This is a genomic window from Paenibacillus sp. FSL R10-2782, assembly GCF_038592985.1.
In the GTDB taxonomy this organism is placed as follows: domain Bacteria; phylum Bacillota; class Bacilli; order Paenibacillales; family Paenibacillaceae; genus Paenibacillus; species Paenibacillus terrae_C.
On record NZ_CP151951.1, the window covers coordinates 2,319,141 to 2,336,585 of the forward strand.

16 protein-coding genes are annotated in these 17,445 nt (G+C 45.1%); 15 read left to right on the forward strand and 1 reads right to left on the reverse strand.

Features of this window, described 5'->3' with window-relative positions; all coding sequences use genetic code 11:
- Nucleotides 1–57: 57 nt before the first annotated feature.
- The 8 genes from uraD to NST83_RS10860 all read left to right on the forward strand — a co-directional run bounded on the left by uraD (nucleotide 58) and on the right by NST83_RS10860 (nucleotide 7,973).
- On the forward strand, nucleotides 58–918 hold the full coding sequence (gene uraD / locus NST83_RS10825) for a 2-oxo-4-hydroxy-4-carboxy-5-ureidoimidazoline decarboxylase (protein WP_342417566.1): 861 nt from the start codon (nucleotides 58–60) through the stop codon (nucleotides 916–918).
- A gap of 48 nt (nucleotides 919–966) precedes the next feature.
- Nucleotides 967–2,346: an allantoinase gene (locus NST83_RS10830; RefSeq protein WP_342417567.1), complete on the forward strand. Its 1,380-nt coding sequence runs from the start codon at nucleotides 967–969 to the stop codon at nucleotides 2,344–2,346.
- Between the two features lie 14 nt (nucleotides 2,347–2,360).
- Complete coding sequence (gene allC, locus NST83_RS10835) at nucleotides 2,361–3,659, forward strand: allantoate deiminase (protein ID WP_342417568.1); 1,299 nt, start codon at nucleotides 2,361–2,363, stop codon at nucleotides 3,657–3,659.
- Nucleotides 3,643–4,887: an alanine--glyoxylate aminotransferase family protein gene (locus NST83_RS10840; protein WP_342417569.1), complete on the forward strand. Its 1,245-nt coding sequence runs from the start codon at nucleotides 3,643–3,645 to the stop codon at nucleotides 4,885–4,887. Before allC ends, NST83_RS10840 begins: the two co-directional genes overlap by 17 nt.
- Nucleotides 4,888–4,971: 84 nt before the next feature.
- On the forward strand, nucleotides 4,972–6,390 hold the full coding sequence (locus tag NST83_RS10845) for an NAD(P)/FAD-dependent oxidoreductase (protein WP_342417570.1): 1,419 nt from the start codon (nucleotides 4,972–4,974) through the stop codon (nucleotides 6,388–6,390).
- A 72-nt stretch (nucleotides 6,391–6,462) separates the two neighbouring features.
- Nucleotides 6,463–6,915: a nucleoside deaminase gene (locus NST83_RS10850; RefSeq protein WP_342417923.1), complete on the forward strand. Its 453-nt coding sequence runs from the start codon at nucleotides 6,463–6,465 to the stop codon at nucleotides 6,913–6,915.
- Between the two features lie 218 nt (nucleotides 6,916–7,133).
- On the forward strand, nucleotides 7,134–7,289 hold the full coding sequence (locus NST83_RS10855; protein ID WP_170970838.1) for a hypothetical protein: 156 nt from the start codon (nucleotides 7,134–7,136) through the stop codon (nucleotides 7,287–7,289).
- A 174-nt stretch (nucleotides 7,290–7,463) separates the two neighbouring features.
- The gene (locus tag NST83_RS10860; protein ID WP_342417571.1) at nucleotides 7,464–7,973 is read left to right on the forward strand and encodes a hypothetical protein; all 510 of its coding nucleotides are present in this window, start codon (nucleotides 7,464–7,466) and stop codon (nucleotides 7,971–7,973) included.
- Between the two features lie 140 nt (nucleotides 7,974–8,113).
- On the opposite strand, the gene NST83_RS10865 is transcribed toward NST83_RS10860, so the two are convergent.
- Entirely contained in the window at nucleotides 8,114–8,740 is a 627-nt protein-coding gene (locus NST83_RS10865; RefSeq protein WP_342417572.1) for an FMN-dependent NADH-azoreductase, read from the reverse strand.
- Between the two features lie 272 nt (nucleotides 8,741–9,012).
- Here NST83_RS10865 and murI point away from each other — a divergent pair, with 272 nt between their 5' ends.
- From murI to NST83_RS10900, 7 genes are all read left to right on the forward strand, one after another.
- Entirely contained in the window at nucleotides 9,013–9,816 is an 804-nt protein-coding gene (gene murI, locus NST83_RS10870) for a glutamate racemase (protein WP_342417573.1), read from the forward strand.
- A 401-nt stretch (nucleotides 9,817–10,217) separates the two neighbouring features.
- Nucleotides 10,218–10,640 (forward strand): metallothiol transferase FosB, encoded by a 423-nt coding sequence (gene fosB / locus NST83_RS10875; RefSeq protein WP_342417574.1) that lies wholly within the window; start codon nucleotides 10,218–10,220, stop codon nucleotides 10,638–10,640.
- A 39-nt stretch (nucleotides 10,641–10,679) separates the two neighbouring features.
- Entirely contained in the window at nucleotides 10,680–12,080 is a 1,401-nt protein-coding gene (locus NST83_RS10880; protein ID WP_137062866.1) for an MATE family efflux transporter, read from the forward strand.
- A 228-nt stretch (nucleotides 12,081–12,308) separates the two neighbouring features.
- Entirely contained in the window at nucleotides 12,309–13,289 is a 981-nt protein-coding gene (locus NST83_RS10885) for a S8 family peptidase (protein ID WP_342417575.1), read from the forward strand.
- Between the two features lie 163 nt (nucleotides 13,290–13,452).
- A complete protein-coding gene (locus NST83_RS10890) occupies nucleotides 13,453–14,814 on the forward strand; it encodes a hypothetical protein (RefSeq protein WP_342417576.1) in 1,362 nt (453 codons plus the stop codon).
- Between the two features lie 22 nt (nucleotides 14,815–14,836).
- Entirely contained in the window at nucleotides 14,837–15,367 is a 531-nt protein-coding gene (locus NST83_RS10895) for a TIR domain-containing protein (protein WP_342417577.1), read from the forward strand.
- A 165-nt stretch (nucleotides 15,368–15,532) separates the two neighbouring features.
- A complete protein-coding gene (locus NST83_RS10900; RefSeq protein WP_342417578.1) occupies nucleotides 15,533–17,404 on the forward strand; it encodes a TIR domain-containing protein in 1,872 nt (623 codons plus the stop codon).
- The last annotated feature ends 41 nt before the right edge of the window (nucleotides 17,405–17,445 follow it).

The window sequence follows — 17,445 nt, forward strand, 5'->3', positions numbered from 1 at the left end:
GGAAAAGTGTCACAATGGCAAAAATAACAACTGCAGAAGCATATGAAGGGGAGCAAAATGAAATTAACCTTGGATTCTATTAATCGAATGAATAGAGAGCAGTTTGTCGATGCGCTGGGATGGGTGTTCGAGCACTCGCCTTGGGTGGCGGAACGCGCATGGATATCCCGTCCTTTTTCTTCTTTTGGGCAATTGTCCAGTAAATTGGAAGAAGCGGTGGAGCAATCTGCGCTTGATGAACAACTTGCCCTGCTCTGCGCTCACCCTGATCTTGCTGGCAAGCTGAAAATGACGGAGATCTCAGTTAATGAGCAGCGGGGCGCTGGCCTAGATGAGCTTTCTCCAGAGGATTATGAACAATTTAGGGCTAGCAATCAGGCCTACAAGGATAAATTCGGATTTCCTTTCATTATAGCCGTACGTGGCCTGAATACAGATTCGATTTATGCTGCCTTGGGCAAACGGCTTGGTGGCGAATGGGATAAAGAGAGAATCCTGGCCTTGAAGGAAGTATTCAAGATTGCCCAATTTCGATTAAGCGACTTGATTACGAGCCCTAACGACGGAAAATTAACTACCCACGTGCTCGATGTGTCATGCGGCACACCGGCGTCCGGAATGAAGCTCGAGCTGTGGGAAATCGACGGTGAGGAGGGACGGAGGCTGCTGCGTTCTGTCGTAACCGATGCGGACGGACGCCTGGATGCGCCTCTGCTGTCATGCGGCGAGTTGAAGGTGGGGCAGTATGAGCTGTTTTTTTACGTTGCCGAATATTTTCGGGAGAAGGGCTTGGCCGGGAAAGAACCCCCTTTTCTGGAGTGCATTCCGATTCGTTTCGGTGTGAGTGATGCGGGCAGCCATTATCATGTTCCGCTGCTTGTAGCTCCTGGCGGCTACAGCACGTACCGGGGAAGCTGATTAATTGAAACAAAATACTGTATTTTTTGTTAAGTGGGTGCATGGATTATGACGGAGTGTCTGGAGGTTATCATACGTGGAGGCCAAGTCGTTTTGCCAGATGGGGTATATGTTCTCGATATCGGAATTAAAAATGGAAAAATCCACGTACTCCGGCAATTGCTGGAGCCATCGCAGGAATGCAAAGTCATTGATGCAAGCGGACAGTTTGTACTGCCTGGAATGATAGATGTTCATGTTCATTTCAACGAGCCGGCATTAGGTAATTGGGAAGGTTTTGTCAGTGGATCGGCATCGCTCGCTGTAGGCGGATGCACCGCCTACATTGACATGCCTCTAAATGGCCGGCCGCCTACAACTTCATTAAGCGCATTAAATCAAAAATCGGCTTTGGCCTATGGTCAGTCGTACATTGATTACGCATTCTGGGGAGGACTTGTACCAGGAAATCTGAAATCACTAGAAGCTTTGGCAGAGGCAGGAGTTGCCGGATTCAAAGCCTTTATGTCCGACCCGGGAGGAGAAGGAGAGGACATTTTCCGGGGAGTCGATGATGTTACCTTATACGAGGGGATGCAGCGAATTGCTGCAATTGGCGGTATTCTTGCCCTTCATGCAGAAAGTGAGCCGCTGGTAGCGGGGCTTGGCGCTGAAGCACAGCATGCTGGCAAAACCGGGTTTCGCGATTATGCGGCATCACGGCCGGTACTTGCGGAATTGGAAGCCGTTCATCGTGCACTGTTTTATGCGAAGCAAACAGGTTGCGCGCTGCATTTCGTGCATATTAGCAATCCTCAAGCCGTAGAGCTGATTGATCAGGCAAAACGCACAGGCATGAATGTTACGTTGGAAACTTGTCCGCATTACTTGATGCTGACCTGTGATGATATGGGGTCCCTCGGAACCATTTCGAAATGTGCCCCGCCGCTCCGGTCCGAAGCGGAACGGGAAGAGATGTGGAAGGCAATTGCTGCCGGGAAGATAGACATGATCGCTTCGGATCATTCACCGTGTCCGACCGAGTTAAAGCGATCCGACGACTGGTTTCAAGCTTGGGGAGGCATTTCCGGAGCACAGAGCTCGATGGAACTGATTCTGGATGAAGGACACCTGAAACGAAAGATTCCTTTACCCTTGTTATCTCGGCTGCTGTCTGAAAATCCGGCCCGCCGTTTTGGTCTATTTCCCCATAAAGGCACGATTCAAATAGGAATGGACGCAGATTTGACGATTTTCAACTTGAACAGTCCGTATACCTTGGCCGCGAATGATTTGTATTACCGTCATAAGCATAGTCCTTATGTTGGTAGGCAATTGAACTGCCGGGTAACTGCCACTTTATGCCGTGGTGAAGTGGTATATAGGTTGGGCGAAGGAGTTTCGCTGTCGAGAAAGGGAATGCTGCTGCATCCATTCATTCATATGTAAAGGGGGGATAGGTAATGAACAATGTCATACCACGCTTACTGCAAGAGCTGCCGGATATCAACCGATTAGCTGCTTCTATCGAAGAAACATTGCATTGGTTATCCGAATATGGTGCAGACGGCGGGGGAGGTATTACCCGGTTTCTATACTCGAATTCCTGGAAACAAGCGCAAACGGCTCTAAACGACAGGATGCAGCAAGCTGGACTTAAGGTGTACTTTGATGAAGTGGGGAACCTTTATGGACGAATTGAAGGAACGGAACCGAATCGGGGAACGATTCTGACAGGCTCCCATATAGATACCGTCATAAATGGAGGCAAATATGACGGGGCTTTCGGCATTGCCGCAGGGTTAGCAGCTCTTCAGTTTTTATTGGAACGATACGGAAGGCCGAAATGCAACCTTGAGATCGTCTCGTTCTGTGAAGAAGAAGGAAGCCGATTTCCGTTAACATATTGGGGTTCAGGTAATGTTTCAGGACGTTATTCGGTCGATCAAGTACCAGAAATATGCGACTCCGAAGGCGTTAGTCTAAGGGAAGCGATGATGTCGGCAGGATTTGGTTCCAAGGCGGGGCGCGCTGCAAAACGGGACGATATCCAAGCGTTTATCGAGCTTCATATCGAGCAGGGAAAGGTTCTTGAACGGGAAGAGAAGGGGATTGGGGTGGTCAAAGGCATTGTCGGGCAAAGGCGGTTTACGTGCGAGGTCACAGGTGAAGCAAATCATGCAGGAACGACGCCGATGGCCTTGCGGCGAGATGCGCTTGCGGGCGTATCCGAAATGGTTCAGTTGCTCGAAGGGCTGGCGCAAAGCTACGGCTCCCCGATGGTAGCGACCGTAGGAAGCTTGGAAGTGATCCCTGGTTTATCTAACGTGATTCCCGGCAAAGTCACGTTTACGCTTGATGTGCGGCATTCGGAATCTATGGAATTATCCGCTTTTTGTCAAGCCGTGAAAATAAGCTTCGAAGAAGTTGCAGCCAGACGGGGGCTTATGCTGGCTCTCAGCCAATGGATGAACGCAGAGCCGGTCATGATGGACGTAGAACTGACTCGAATGGTGGAACATATTTGTATGCATAGAAATTTGAGCTTTCTCAGCATGTTCAGCGGTGCCGGTCACGATACGCAAGTGATGCAGTCCGTCTGTCCAACCGCACTCGTATTTGTTCCTAGCCGCGGCGGCATCAGCCACTCTCCCGATGAATACACGTCCACGAAGGAGCTTGCTGCTGGTGTTTCCGTCCTAACCGATTTCTTGTATGTATTGGCCTATGACAGGGGGGAGCGCTTTGAAAACGTATCGTGATCTGTCACCGTCCCCTCGTACAATCATGACCCCCGGACCGGTGGAGGTGGATCCGCGTGTGCTGCGGGCGATGTCGTTTCCGATCTTGGGGCAGTTTGATCCAGAATTTACCGACATCATGAATGAAACGATGGACATGATCAGGGCGTTGTTCCAAACGAACAATCACTGGGCATTTTCGGTTGACGGCACATCTCGTTCCGGTATCGAAGCTGTGCTGACGAGCTTAATTGAACCCGGAGAACGTGTATTGGTTCCGATCTACGGCAGATTCGGCCATTTGTTGGTAGAAATTGCGGAACGCTGCGGAGCCGAGATCTCTACCATAGAGCAGGAATGGGGGCAAGTCTTTGATCCGGAACAAGTGGTGAAAAGGATCCGTCAAGAGCGTCCGCATATTGTGGCGATCGTCCACGGCGAGACCTCGACAGGAAGTATGCAGCCGCTGAAGGAAATAGGGAAGGCTTGCCGGGAGTTGGATGTTCTTCTCGTCGTCGATGCGGTTGCGACGGTCGGTGGAACGAAGGTTGCGACGGATGAGTGGATGCTGGATGCTGTGATCGGAGGAACACAAAAATGTCTTTCCGTTCCGGCAGGCATGGCACCTGTTACCTATAATGAGCGAGCAGAAGCGAAAATATTGAAGCGAAAACGAATCGAACGTGGGTTGCGCGATCCCCAGACGGAAACCGGTTGGAGCGGTAAAGGAATTCAAAGTAATTATCTGGATTTAAGCCAGCTTCAGGACTATTGGAGTCCAGTCCGATTAAACCATCATACCGAAGCGACTTCGATGCTGTACGCCCTGCGGGAAGGCTTGCGTCTCGTATTGGAAGAAGGGTTGGAGCAGCGTTTTGCCCGCCATCTGGAGCATGAAGCGGCATTGGTGGCTGGAATTCGTGCGATGGGATTAACGCTGTTCGGCGATCCTGGCTGCAAGATGCCGATGGTTACGTGCGTAAATATACCGGACGGCGTTGACGGCGAATCTGTTCGGACGATGCTTCTTCACGAATTCGGCATTGAAATCGCCAGCTCGTTCGGGTCGCTCAAAGGGAAAATATGGCGGATTGGCACTATGGGATATAGCTGCAATAAAAAAAATGTGCTGCACTTGCTTGGAGCGCTTGAGGCTGTATTGCTCCGTCATCGCGTCCCCGTTCATATCGGAGCTGCTTCGCAGGCCGCATTGGACGTTTATGGCAGAATGGCGAATACGTATGAATAAACCGGTAATCGGAACCAAGGTCATGGTCGTCAGCCCGATCGCTCTCTCTTTCGTCTTACCTACCGCTGAAAGGAATGAGCAATCATGAGCCTAGAGGCTTTAAACGAACGAGTAATAACCGATCTTTCGTATCTCAACTTCAGGGGACCTAACTGGGTTCGCCCACTGAGCCATCCTGAGGGGCATGTCTATGACGTTGTGATCGTCGGCGGCGGACAATGCGGCTTGGGCGCAGCCTTCGGCCTTTTGCGAGAACGTGTTTCCAACATTCTCGTTATCGACGAAAACAAGGAAGGCTCCGAAGGACCGTGGGAAACCTATGCCCGCATGGTGACGTTGAGAACACCCAAGTTTTTGACCTCCATCGACCTGGGGATTTCTTCGCTGACCTTTCGCTCCTGGTGGGAGGCACAAGCCGGGCAGAAAGGCTGGGAAGAGGTGGTCAAGATTCCGCGGGGCGACTGGATGAATTACTTGCGCTGGTATCGAAAGGTCCTTGATCTGCCTGTCCTTAATGAGGTCAGGCTGAAGCTGATCGAGCCCGTGGAGGGTGGGGTTCATCGCCTGTATATCGAAGGGGTGAGAGCGCCATCTACTCAATTGCTGTCACGCAAGGTTGTGTTGGCCACCGGTATTCAGGGCGGTGGAGAATGGTATGTTCCGCCCGTGATTGCTGATAAACTGCCGCACCACCTATATGCCCACACCTCGGAAATCATCGACTTTGATTCGCTGAAAGGCAAGAGAATCGCTATATTGGGTGGTGGGGCTTCGGCCTTTGATAATGCCAATTTCGCACTAGCGGAAGGAGTGGCTGAGGTCCATATTTTTGTCCGCCGAAAGGAACTGCCTAGGATCAACCCGATCCGTCAGATGGAATTGTCCGGCATGATTGAACGGTTTGCTACGCTGTCGGATGCCGAGAAATATGCGGTGATCGCCCATTTTTTCAAGCACAGTCAGCCGCCGACCAATGACACCTTTGAACGTGCGGTTTCGTGGCCCGGTTTCCAATTGCATTTGGGTGCGCCCTGGCTTGATGTGGAGGCTGCGGACGAAGGGGCGACAGTGACTGTGCCTCAAGGTAAATTCACCTTCGATTTTCTCGTTATCAGCACAGGTCTCCTCTCCGATCCAGCTTTGCGACCGGAGTTGAGGCTTGTCGAAAGCCACATTGCGCGCTGGGAAGACCGCTATAAGGCCCCGAAAGCGGTAGCTAATCCTTTGCTTGATGCACATCCTTATTTGAGTCCGGGCTTTGCTTTCTTGAGCCGCGATGACAAGGACCCAAAACTGCTGAATGGACTTTTTGCTTTTAACTATGCTGCTTTGGTCAGTTGCGGGCTCTCGGCTTCTGCGATTTCTGGCATGAGATTTGCTATACCCAAGCTCGCGTCGGCAGTGGCAGATCAGCTATTCCTTGATGATCGCGAAGAGATTCTGAAAGACTTCTTTGCCTATGATAAGGCTGAATTTGTTGGCGAGTGGTCGAAAAAGGCATGAACCAAGGGTTAAAACTCACAATGACCTTGAAATGAATAGCAGGAGGATGATCCCGTGAGTAATGAAAACTTAATGAATCAAGCAATCCAGTTAGCCCAGCAAAATGTTGTTTCTGGTCATGGTGGCCCATTCGGTGCCATTGTAGTTAAGGATGGAAAAATTATCGGTAGAGGGGTTAATGAAGTTACCTCGTCCTGCGATCCTACAGCACATGCAGAAGTACAGGCTATACGAGAAGCGTGTAAGCATTTAAATGATTTTCAATTAAATGGTTGTGTGATCTATACAAGCTGTGAACCATGCCCGATGTGTATTGGGGCCATTTATTGGGCAAGACCTGATGCAGTCTACTACGCATGTACAAAAGAAGAAGCAGCAATCATAGGATTTGACGACCAATTTATATATGAACAAATTGCTTTGCCTATGGAAGATCGTTCAATAATTATGAGTCAAATATACCCGCCCGAAAGTAAGCTGCCTTTTGAAACATGGAGCACATCAGTTCAAAAAATAGAATATTAATACTGATTATTGCCACCATTGATTGAAGTTCGATGGTGGCTTGTTATGGTGCACGATCGTATGAACACTTCATTAGCATGTTTTTCTGTATGTTCTTCTAATTTAAGATACGAATAATTTCGGCTGAAAAAGGGTACATATGTTATAAACAGACAATGATTAAGCAAATTCAGGACAAGCTTGCGGATTGAATATATTTTACAAGGGGAGGGATTTGCATGAAAATTATCATTACGCAAAAGGAAGCCGCCGACAAAGGAATCTGGACAGAGATCATGGGCATGTTCGCTGTAACCAAAGAGGACGAGGTGTGGCAAAATGAAGAGTTTATTCTCACCGAAGAACAGGCGCGTCAGGTCGGATTGATCAAATAATAAGCCGTAAATGGGACATGTAAGCAAGTTTTAAGACCAAGTCTTAAAAAATCGTAACTTCTTTTTTATGGTTCTGATACACTTTTTAACCTTACAACGTTTATAGTAAGTTCATAAGGGTAATGAAGCTTACAGACACCGTGTACATACCCAGACGGTAAGGAGAGATCAGACATGATGAGACTAGCTTCGAAATGGATAGTATTGGCTTTAATGATGATGCATATGACGGCGGCGGGAGCAACAGCACAAGGCTACACGCCCGTAGTACCTGCCGAAAATCAGGAGACCGTATATATAAACCAAATGGAGATGCGTAACGGACAAATCTATTTGTCGGCAGATCCAATTGAATGGTATGAAGGTAAGGCAGCAGACAAGGCGTTCCTGGAGCATGAAGGAAACACAGGGTTGGATGGAGCACCAGACGGTTACTACATCATAAACAATTCTGTGCAAAATGATGTGTATCAGGTTGCGCCAGATGCTTCGGTAGAGGTACAAATTTATGATCATACAGGTCGTATAGAAGATACAGATGTAAAATGGAACGAATCGATCCCTTTGGCACAATTTGAAAAAGATTTTGCCAAAAAAGATGTATTGGATCTCAGCCAATTTCCATACCATGTGACGTTGCGTGAGGGTAAGGTCGTTAAAATCGTGCAGCAGTTCATTCCTTAACATACAAGGTATTGCATAACAAACACGTGCTTTTCACTGGATTCATGTCAGGGGAGCACGTGTTTTTCATACGTTATAATAAAAAAGAGGATATCCTCCCACCAAGGGGCGAATATCCTCTTCTGTTCATATATATAGGATTAGAACGATTTTGCAGCTTCTGTTGCACTTTGTACAGCGGCTTCAACAATGGCTTGTGCTTGATCTGGAGCTTGGTTATGTCCTTCCAGTACAACCTTCACGATGTCTTTCACACCGAAGAAGGATAAGATGTTGCTCATGTAGTTCAAAGACATTTCAGCAGCAGCAGCAGGGCCTTCGGAGTATACACCGCCTCTTGCATTCAACAGGGCTACTTTCGTTTCAGTTACGAGACCAACTGGACCCTCAGCAGTGTATTTGAACGTTTTACCAGCTTGGTTCAGGTAGTCAATGTAAGTATGCAGTACAGCTGGAATCGTCATGTTCCAAAGCGGGAAAGCGAATACGACTTTGTCTGCTGCCAGGAATTGATCAAGGTAGCCGTTAGCTACGCCCGCCAGGCGAGCTTCTTCAGCGTTCAGCTCCAAGCCTCTAGCGGATTTGAACGTGCCGTTAATCATGTTGGCGTTCAAATAAGGAAGCTCGACGGAGAACAGGTCCAGTTCAGTGATTTCATCGGATGGATGGGAAGCTTTGTAGCTTTCCACGAAGGCGTTATACAATTTAACGGTTGCGGATTCTTCGGCTGTACGATCGTTAGCTTTGACAAATAGTACTTTAGACATGATTTATTTCCCCCTAGGTAAGTTAAGTAAGTCATTTACCTCGTAATATTACAATATAAAGATAATATCTGTCAACACTTTTATATTAAATTTATTTTAACAAGCTACTTTATTTTTTACACTATAAAATTTATGTGTTTCTTTTGCAAAATATCAGTTTTGCGGTAAAATTTAAGTATAAGCCGATTGGAAGAATGGATTCCATAGGCAAAGAATGAAATTATATTGTCAACAGGATAGACACAACAGATGAACGAAAAAAGGTGAGTAGCTTGAAGATTGGTTTTTTTGATTCAGGATTGGGTGGAATTACGGTATTATCTGAGGCCTTCCGACGGCTGCCAAACGAAAATTTTGTATACTTGGCGGATACGCTTCATGTTCCTTACGGGACGAAAACACCGCAGGAGGTGTGCGGATACGTCAAGGCTTCGGTACAAACGATTTTAAAAGAGGATGTTAAGGCGCTGGTCATTGCCTGTAATACAGCCACGAGCATAGCGGTTGCAGAGCTGAGGAACGAATATCATATTCCGATCATTGGTATGGAGCCTGCCGTGAAGCCTGCGGTGGAGATGAATCGAGCGAATGGTAAAAGAGTGCTGGTGTTAGCCACGCCGTTGACATTAAAACAATCCGGTTATGCAGCGCTAGTGTCCAGAGTTGATGATCATGGAAGTGTGGATTCGTTGCCTTTGCCCGAGCTGGTGCATTATTGTGAGCAGTTAAATTTTGACCGGGCAGTATTGGCCGAATATTTTAACGGTAAGCTTGCTGCGTTCGATCTGAACTTATACGGTACAGTCGTTTTGGGATGTACTCACTATCCTTTTTATAAGGAGATCTTGAAGGGGTTGCTGCCTTCCCATATTCAGCTAATCGACGGGAGTCAGGGAACGGTCAGACGATTAAAACAGGTGTTGTCTGAACGCAATTTGCTGGTACCTCCGGCAAAAGCAGGTCAATCGCAGGAGGGACACATTACGTTCCTGTGTACCAGTCAGGATGAGGAATATGTCCATAAAATGGAGCGTGCGCTTGAAATTTATGCGGAGCATGAAAAGATTTATTTTTAAAGCAGGTGCGACTGGCGAACGGATTGAATCATAGCGATGAATCCCAGCGTCAGTCGCGTAGTGAATCAGAGGCATGGATGGAGGGGAGGCTTTTGATGGATGTTCAACTGATCTTAAAGGAGCTTCAGGAAGCAGGTATACTGAAGGCCATATGCAAGAACTCAAATCCCTGACTGGAGGAACCTCAAGCGAAGTGACTGCCATCATGGACGGAATCAGGCCGCGACATGTGACCAAGCAGAATGATCCGGTGGTAGGAGTTACGAGCTGAACAGGGAAGTGCTACAGGGATTATACTTTCGAATAGCTACCTGCATTCGGCACCACCTAAAAGATCTCGATCAATATACAGAAGCGTGGACTTATTGCCTGAACAGGGTTCGCTGAAAGGAATAGGGAATATGAGTATACAAGGATGGAATCATATTTGCTTTTCGGTGTCAGATTTGGAGAAGTCGATATATTTTTATCAAAATGTATTAGATGGAAAGCTGCTTGTCAAAGGACGTAAGCTGGCTTATCTGGACTGCCTGGGCATGTGGCTGGCTCTCAATGTGGAGGAGGATATCCCGAGAAATGAAATTCATCATTCCTATACGCATGTTGCATTTTCGGTAGCGGAAGCGGATTTTGAGGATATGCTTAACAAGCTGAGAGCTTTCAATGTCACAATTTTGCCCGGACGAGAGCGGAATGAACAGGACAAAAGGTCAGTCTATTTTACAGATCCGGACGGACATAAGTTTGAATTCCATACAGGGCAATTGCAGGATCGCCTGGAATATTATAAAAATGAGAAAAAGCACATGACTTTTTATGGTTGAGTAATATACAGGGTTCACATCTGGGAGGAATACATAAGTATGTCACTTTCGCAGGAAAACGGCTCCAAGCAAGCACAAGTTGTGAAAACGATGACAGTTTTTGCAATCACTTGGCCGATCTTTATAGAAATGCTGTTTCATATTTTGATGGGTAGTGTGGATACGTTCATGCTGAGCCATGTGTCGGACGAGGTTGTGTCGGCTGTGGGTGTGTCGAGACAACTGATTGAATTTACGATTATTTTGTTCAATCTGCTTGGTCTTGGAGTAGGTGTCATCATCGCTCAGCTATTGGGTGCACAAAAGCATGTGGATGCGAGCCGTGTTACGGCCTCTGCCCTGACCTTCAATCTGATATTCGGTTTGGCGCTGAGCTTGATGTTTATTGTGAGCCGGGATTTTCTGCTGTCCTTTTACCATATTACCCCGACGATTAAGGAAAATGCCGAGATCTATATGATGCTGGCAGGGGGTTCGCTGTTTCTGGAAGCGCTTATGCTAACCGCAGGTCCGGTGATTCGTTCACACGGTTTTACGAAAGATACGATGATCGTGGGCATTGGTATGAACATTTTGCATATTGTGGGGAATGCGTTGCTGATTTATGGCTGGTTGGGTCTGCCGCAAATGGGCGTGGCCGGAGCAGCGATTTCAACAGTGATTAGTCGTGCTGTAGCCTGTGTCTGGATTTTTATATTGTTGTACAAACGTGTAAGTGCGCCGATTCGCCTCCAGTATTATGTACAGCTTCAATGGAGCAAGCTGGTGGCCATCCTGAAAATCGGCATCCCGGCGGGACTGGAATGGTTGTCTTATCAACTCAGCCAAATGATGGTGACCCGGTTTGTTAGCTTCATGGGCACAACGGCGATTGCTACTCATTTTTATACGAATACGATAGTGTACTTTTTTATGGTGTTCGGAATGGCAGTGGGTGAGGGGACGGAAATTATTGTTGCTCGCCTGATAGGTGCAGGAGATAAGGAAAAGGCATATCACCAACTACTGCGCAGCCTGAAATGGTCGCTGGTCATTACGATTGCGGTGATCGTGGTGGTATCCTTTTTCCGGTATGAAGTGATGGCGATCTTTACGGATGAGCCGGCGATTATTCAACTGGGGGCAGCGATTTTGCTGTTCTGTATACTGCTGGAGCCAGGCCGTGTGTTCAATCATGTCGTCATTAACTCCTTGCGGGCGGCGGGGGATGTACAGTTTCCGCTGATGATGGCGATCATCTCGATGTGGGGGATCAAAATTCCGTTGGCATATGTGCTGGGCATTCATCTGGGATATGGTGTGCTTGGGGTGTGGATTGCACATGCCTGTGATGAATGGGTACGAGGCATTTTCCACTATCTGCGCTGGAAAGGTCGGAAATGGCAGCACAAGTCGCTGTTGTCCAAGGCTGAGCTTCAAGCGGATTCGTTGTCAGGCTGACATTTGAAGCTGTAGTTGCTCTGGCTCTTTTAACATAGGCATTCTCCATGGATATGGGGGATGTCTATTTTTTTACAAAAATAAACAAAAGGGGATGTTCAAACTTTTCAAAAATTGCTAGAATATAGTAACCTCAAACAAGAGTTTCAGTAGAGGTTTTGAAAGTTTCGGTTTTGAAAGTTTTAAAGACGGATGGTTTCCGATTGAATCCATGAAGGAGGGAATAGGATGGAACGTAAAGTGCATATCATTCCTTACCAAGTGATCAAGCAGGAGCAACAGGTGAATGAAATACCGCGAGGGGTGGAACTGATTCAGGCCCCTGCGGTGTGGAGCCGAGCCCGAGGCCAGGGAGTGAAGGTGGCAGTACTGGATACGGGCTGTGATGCGGACCATCCTGATTTGAAGGAACGCATTATTGGTGGCCGGAACTTCACGGATGATGATGACAGTGATCCAAACATTTTCACGGATTACAACGGTCACGGTACGCATGTAGCAGGCACAATCGCGGCAGCAGAAAATGGAGATGGTGTGGTGGGTGTCGCCCCGGAGGCGGATTTGCTCATTATCAAGGTCCTGAACAAGCAAGGCTCCGGTCAATACGACTGGATCATTCAGGGCATTCATTATGCGATTGAGCAAAAAGCAGACATCATCTCGATGTCGCTTGGCGGCCCCGAGGATGTGCCTGAGCTTCATGAAGCGGTGCAGAAGGCGGTAGCGAACCAAATTTTGGTCGTCTGCGCAGCAGGTAATGAGGGAGACGGTGACGACAGAACGGACGAACTGGGCTATCCCGGCTGCTATAACGAGGTGATCAGCGTAGGCGCTGTAAACTTTGACAGACATGCTTCCGATTTCAGCAACTCCAATAATGAGGTGGATTTGGTTGCGCCGGGAGAAGATATTCTGTCTACCGTTCCGGGCGGCAAATATGCGACCTTCAGCGGTACTTCAATGGCTACCCCGCATGTAGCAGGTGCTTTGGCACTGATTAAGCAGTTGGCGAACGCGAGCTTTGAACGGAATCTCACCGAGCCGGAGCTATACGCCCAACTGATCAAACGCACCATTCCACTCGGCCATTCTGCCAAGCTGGAAGGCAACGGGCTGTTGTACTTGACGGCAGTCGAGGAGCTTTCCCGTATTTTCGACTCTCAGCGTGTAGCAGGAATACTGAGCGCAGGATCATTACATGTTAAATAAGCCGTAACTACGGTTATATAGCGGTTCTCCTGAGGGGGAGCCGCTTTTTTGTGCAAAAATTTATCTTATGAAGAAAATTTAGGTTGACAAAATATTACATGCTTCAACATAATGATATAGTACTAAAGTTTGTATAAATATGAAAAGGGGTTCTAAATAACTAATGAAAACGGGGATAACGCGTTATTTATGTGCTGCTGCAGAACTAGATCGAAATTTTCGACAAAAGGTATTAGAACAAATCGTTTATAATCGTTACTGCTTTGTAGCTCCTAGCTATGGAGCAGATATTGCTAAAGTTGCTGTTCAATGTATACAGGCAAAAAAACGGGACTTTTTTATGGATTGCGCTTTATTATTTCTTTTAGGATGGTTTGTTACGGCGATTTTTACAGATTTATTGATTTCTTGGCCGTTATTCTTATCCTTTCTAGTTAACATTGGATTTAGAATATATCCTTACTGGTATGTAACAAACAAGCTTTCTTCAGAAAATATTTCAAGTGACAAAGCACCTGATCTCAAAGAGATAGGGAATGATTTTTCGAAAAAAATGGAGGAGATGAATCAGGAAGGCAACGTAATCTATTTCGGAGGGGATTCACCATTTGTAGGAGCTGGTAATCGCTTATCAGGATGGTCTTTTTTAGCAGAAACAAAAATCAAAAATTCGGACGAATACATCAAACTTAACAACGCTGATCTGTATACATACATTGATAGCAAAATGAAAGAGCTAAGTATTTCTCACATGACTACTGCAAATGCTCTTTATGTAGATGGCAGTAAAATCAGGAATGATTCAAGGTTCCTGAAGAAAGAAATGAGTTCTCCTAAGAGAATGATTGATGCGAAATTTTTGCAAGAATACACAGAGCTAGAAGAAGAGCATGTTCGCTTCTATAAATCGATTCAAGTTACAGCGTGGGACGGAGATTTTGTGTTCAGCACATTTTTTAGAGTACACTTTACACCACAAAATCTGTTTGTAGAAATGCAGAATTATCTGTTACCCCCTTTGAAAAAGGAATTTTATGCAATAGATAAGCATGGCTCTGATATTCCAGTACCTTTTATTATAAAGAGCATTTTATCTTCCATTATCCCAACATTTACAGGACTTTTTAAATCTATTGGTGGTGTATTTCGTGGGTTTAATGAATTTGTAGCTCAATCTTATAAAAAAGAGATGACACGTACGGAAATTAAACACAATCAAATTTTTAACTATGGGGCTAGAAAGAGCATAAGAGAACTCGCAGCAGATCATAAGTTGCATAATTTCTTTCAGGAATCGGATGTGGATATGTATAGAAAAAGAATAGAGAAAAGGCTTTTACAAAGTATTCTCGAGTATCTTGAAGAAGTTAATGTGGATACAAGAGAGTTTAAAGCACGAGAGAATGTGATTGTAAATAATGGAGTCATGGTTACAGGTGGAGGACAAATTAACAACTCTCAAATAGCTGGTAAAGGAATTTTTCAAAATACGTTTGTAAAAGTGAACGAACAAATGAGAAATTAAATTTGAAGGAGCTGTGTAGGCTATGAAATTTGGTTCTATAGTTAACAATGGGGTCATGATTACAGGTGGAACTGTACAAAATAGCAGTGTTGTTGGGCAACAAGTATCCACATCAGCACAATCTTCAGAACATAACTCAAAGCAGGATAAAAAATATGATGTTGGTCTGTCATTCGTAAATGAAGATCGTGCTTTTGTAGAAATGGTGCTTCATCATATTAGGAAAACCGAGATTCGCTATTTTTATGACAAGGATGAGGTAGCCCAAATATGGGGAAATGACTTGTACAGATATCTAACCGATGTATATGTTAATCAGTGTAAATATACAGTGGTATTCCACTCAGCTTCTTATACAAAGAAAAAGTGGACCCAAGTAGAATGGGGTGGCATACGAACAAAGCAACTTTCGGAGCAGAAGGACAGCTTACTGTTGGTATTACTGGATGATTCAAATACCAGTGAAATTACAGATCAATGGTCATATCTGGATGGTAGGGAGTACAGTGCGAAGGACATTGCGGATATAATTCACAAGAAATTATTGGACTAAGCAATACAGTATTTTCAATAGAAAAATAGAACGATCTGTTTTTAGTGAGAGAGTAAAGTATTATGTGCAAATAGAAAAAGGAAGGCCTCTTCTTGTAGAATGAAGTCACCACAACACTATCCAAACAGAAAAGAGGCCTTTCCTAAGTTAGAGTGGAGGAGCAAAATGGGCGCAGTTCTTATTAACCCCAATCTTACAATCGGGGATGATTCAGTCGCAGACGATTTTTACCATAAACTTCGTTCCGAATTAGAAGAGTACACAGACGTAAGAAGTCTCAAAACGGCAATGCATCTACACTCAACTTCATTGCAATCTGATGAAGTGCTGGTTATCTTCAATAAGCAGGATCAGGAATATTCTGAGAATATTTTGCTGCTTTTACGTCATGCATTGGAAAAAGATTGTGTTGTCATTCCAGTATCATTATATGAACAATCACGGACTCCCGCTACTCTTATTTCTCATATTCAGAGTTTTGAGGTAGTTGATCAATTGCGGCAAAGAAGATTAACTTATAGCAATATAGATACAGTTGCTTTTGCGTTGACTCGGTTGATTATGTCTAAAATCCAACCAACCATGTCAGTAGATCGAATGGACCTCTTCATAAGTCATCGACGCGTAGATGGGGAAGAGATAGCGGCGGAATTCTACAATGAATTAAGAAGACGTGCTAATGAAGTGGAAGCTTTTAGGGACTTAATTAGCATCAAAGTAGGACAAAATGCGCAGGAAGAAATAGAAAAGAATTTGTATAAAAGTGATGCTGTTATATTCATTGATACTCCTCTATGCGGAGAATCAGAGTGGGTCAAGAAAGAATTACAAATTGCTTTGGGGTTAAATCTACCTATAGTCTGGGTTAAGGTGGGTCCCCAATCAGAAAGAGCAAGGCTTAATGTTCTGCCAGGGGGCAGTCCGCATTTTAATTTCGAATATCTGGATCTGGATAATCTTAAACAGTCATCTAATATAGTCGATGACATAATTCACAAGGCTTTCCAGATTAGCAGAAATAACGCTATGAGCGTTATAGATCATTTAAATAGGCTTCAACAGCTTGCAAGTTCTAATAAGATCAAACTAATTCCTATAAACAAAAAAAATATGGTTTACCGAGTTGAGATCCCTAGGAAGGTCAAGGAATTTCAGTATTATCAGCGTTCATTGAGTCATGTCCTTCAGTTATTTGGAAGGAACCCCAAGATTATAGACAGAACAAGTTTTGAACCATTAATTTCTGAACTAGGTTTTCAGTTACACCCGGACTTAGGATATCACTTTGATTCGGGTCTGCTACTTGGTCCAAATGCATCGTTAAACTCAGCACATTCCAGTGAGCCTATTTGTATCGATTCAATTGATGGATATGTAACATCTATTCAAAAATATCTATCATCAGATCAAATACAGACGTCTAAAAAGGGAATTCTCATCTCTGGGGCATTTCCAGATTATGAACCAGAGTTCCAACAACAACTCACAGAGGCGGTTTTCTGCTTTGCTAAAGCAGTATTAGATAAAGGAGGAACTATTATTTTTGGAAGTCACCCTACTTTTCAACATATGATACTAGACTTAGCAAGAAGACAACGCCCGGGTGATTATATAAATGCTGTTCATATGTATATTTCAAAGTACTTTGTTACTCAAGCTGAAATTAACGAAATAACTAATAAAGCAACTGTATATGCAACTGAAAATGTTAACAATGACCGTGCAGAAAGTTTGACCGCTATGCGTCAAGCAATGATCTCGGATGAGGAAGTAGCTGGTATTGTTTTACTCGGTGGAAAGCAACATATACACATTAAGCCAGGAATTGATGAAGAATTAGAATTGGCTCAACAAAAAGGGATACCTGCATTTATAATCGGGTCTGTGGGCGGACGCTCTTCAGAATTGGCGAAAGAAATTATAGAAAAGAGAAATAATCCAATTAATACATTAACTGAAGAACAGAATAAAAAGCTACTTACTAGTTTAGACTTCAGGTCGTTAGCAGATGAAATCCTACAATCTTTAGGTCTTTGATTTGGGAGCTAAAGGGGGCTGATTATCTAGTAATACCGCTT

Excerpts from the sequence above, each read along its gene's own strand:
- uraD (WP_342417566.1), top strand. The coding sequence starts at position 58 with ATGAAATTAACCTTGGATTCTATTAATCGAATGAATAGAGAGCAGTTT.
- NST83_RS10890 (WP_342417576.1), top strand. The coding sequence starts at position 13,453 with ATGAAAACGGGGATAACGCGTTATTTATGTGCTGCTGCAGAACTAGAT.
- NST83_RS10830 (WP_342417567.1), top strand. The coding sequence starts at position 967 with ATGACGGAGTGTCTGGAGGTTATCATACGTGGAGGCCAAGTCGTTTTG.
- allC (WP_342417568.1), top strand. The coding sequence starts at position 2,361 with ATGAACAATGTCATACCACGCTTACTGCAAGAGCTGCCGGATATCAAC.
- NST83_RS10865 (WP_342417572.1), bottom strand. The coding sequence starts at position 8,740 with ATGTCTAAAGTACTATTTGTCAAAGCTAACGATCGTACAGCCGAAGAA.
- NST83_RS10895 (WP_342417577.1), top strand. The coding sequence starts at position 14,837 with ATGAAATTTGGTTCTATAGTTAACAATGGGGTCATGATTACAGGTGGA.
- NST83_RS10860 (WP_342417571.1), top strand. The coding sequence starts at position 7,464 with ATGATGAGACTAGCTTCGAAATGGATAGTATTGGCTTTAATGATGATG.
- NST83_RS10880 (WP_137062866.1), top strand. The coding sequence starts at position 10,680 with ATGTCACTTTCGCAGGAAAACGGCTCCAAGCAAGCACAAGTTGTGAAA.
- NST83_RS10850 (WP_342417923.1), top strand. The coding sequence starts at position 6,463 with ATGAATCAAGCAATCCAGTTAGCCCAGCAAAATGTTGTTTCTGGTCAT.
- NST83_RS10855 (WP_170970838.1), top strand. The coding sequence starts at position 7,134 with ATGAAAATTATCATTACGCAAAAGGAAGCCGCCGACAAAGGAATCTGG.
- fosB (WP_342417574.1), top strand. The coding sequence starts at position 10,218 with ATGAGTATACAAGGATGGAATCATATTTGCTTTTCGGTGTCAGATTTG.
- NST83_RS10845 (WP_342417570.1), top strand. The coding sequence starts at position 4,972 with ATGAGCCTAGAGGCTTTAAACGAACGAGTAATAACCGATCTTTCGTAT.
- NST83_RS10900 (WP_342417578.1), top strand. The coding sequence starts at position 15,533 with ATGGGCGCAGTTCTTATTAACCCCAATCTTACAATCGGGGATGATTCA.
- NST83_RS10885 (WP_342417575.1), top strand. The coding sequence starts at position 12,309 with ATGGAACGTAAAGTGCATATCATTCCTTACCAAGTGATCAAGCAGGAG.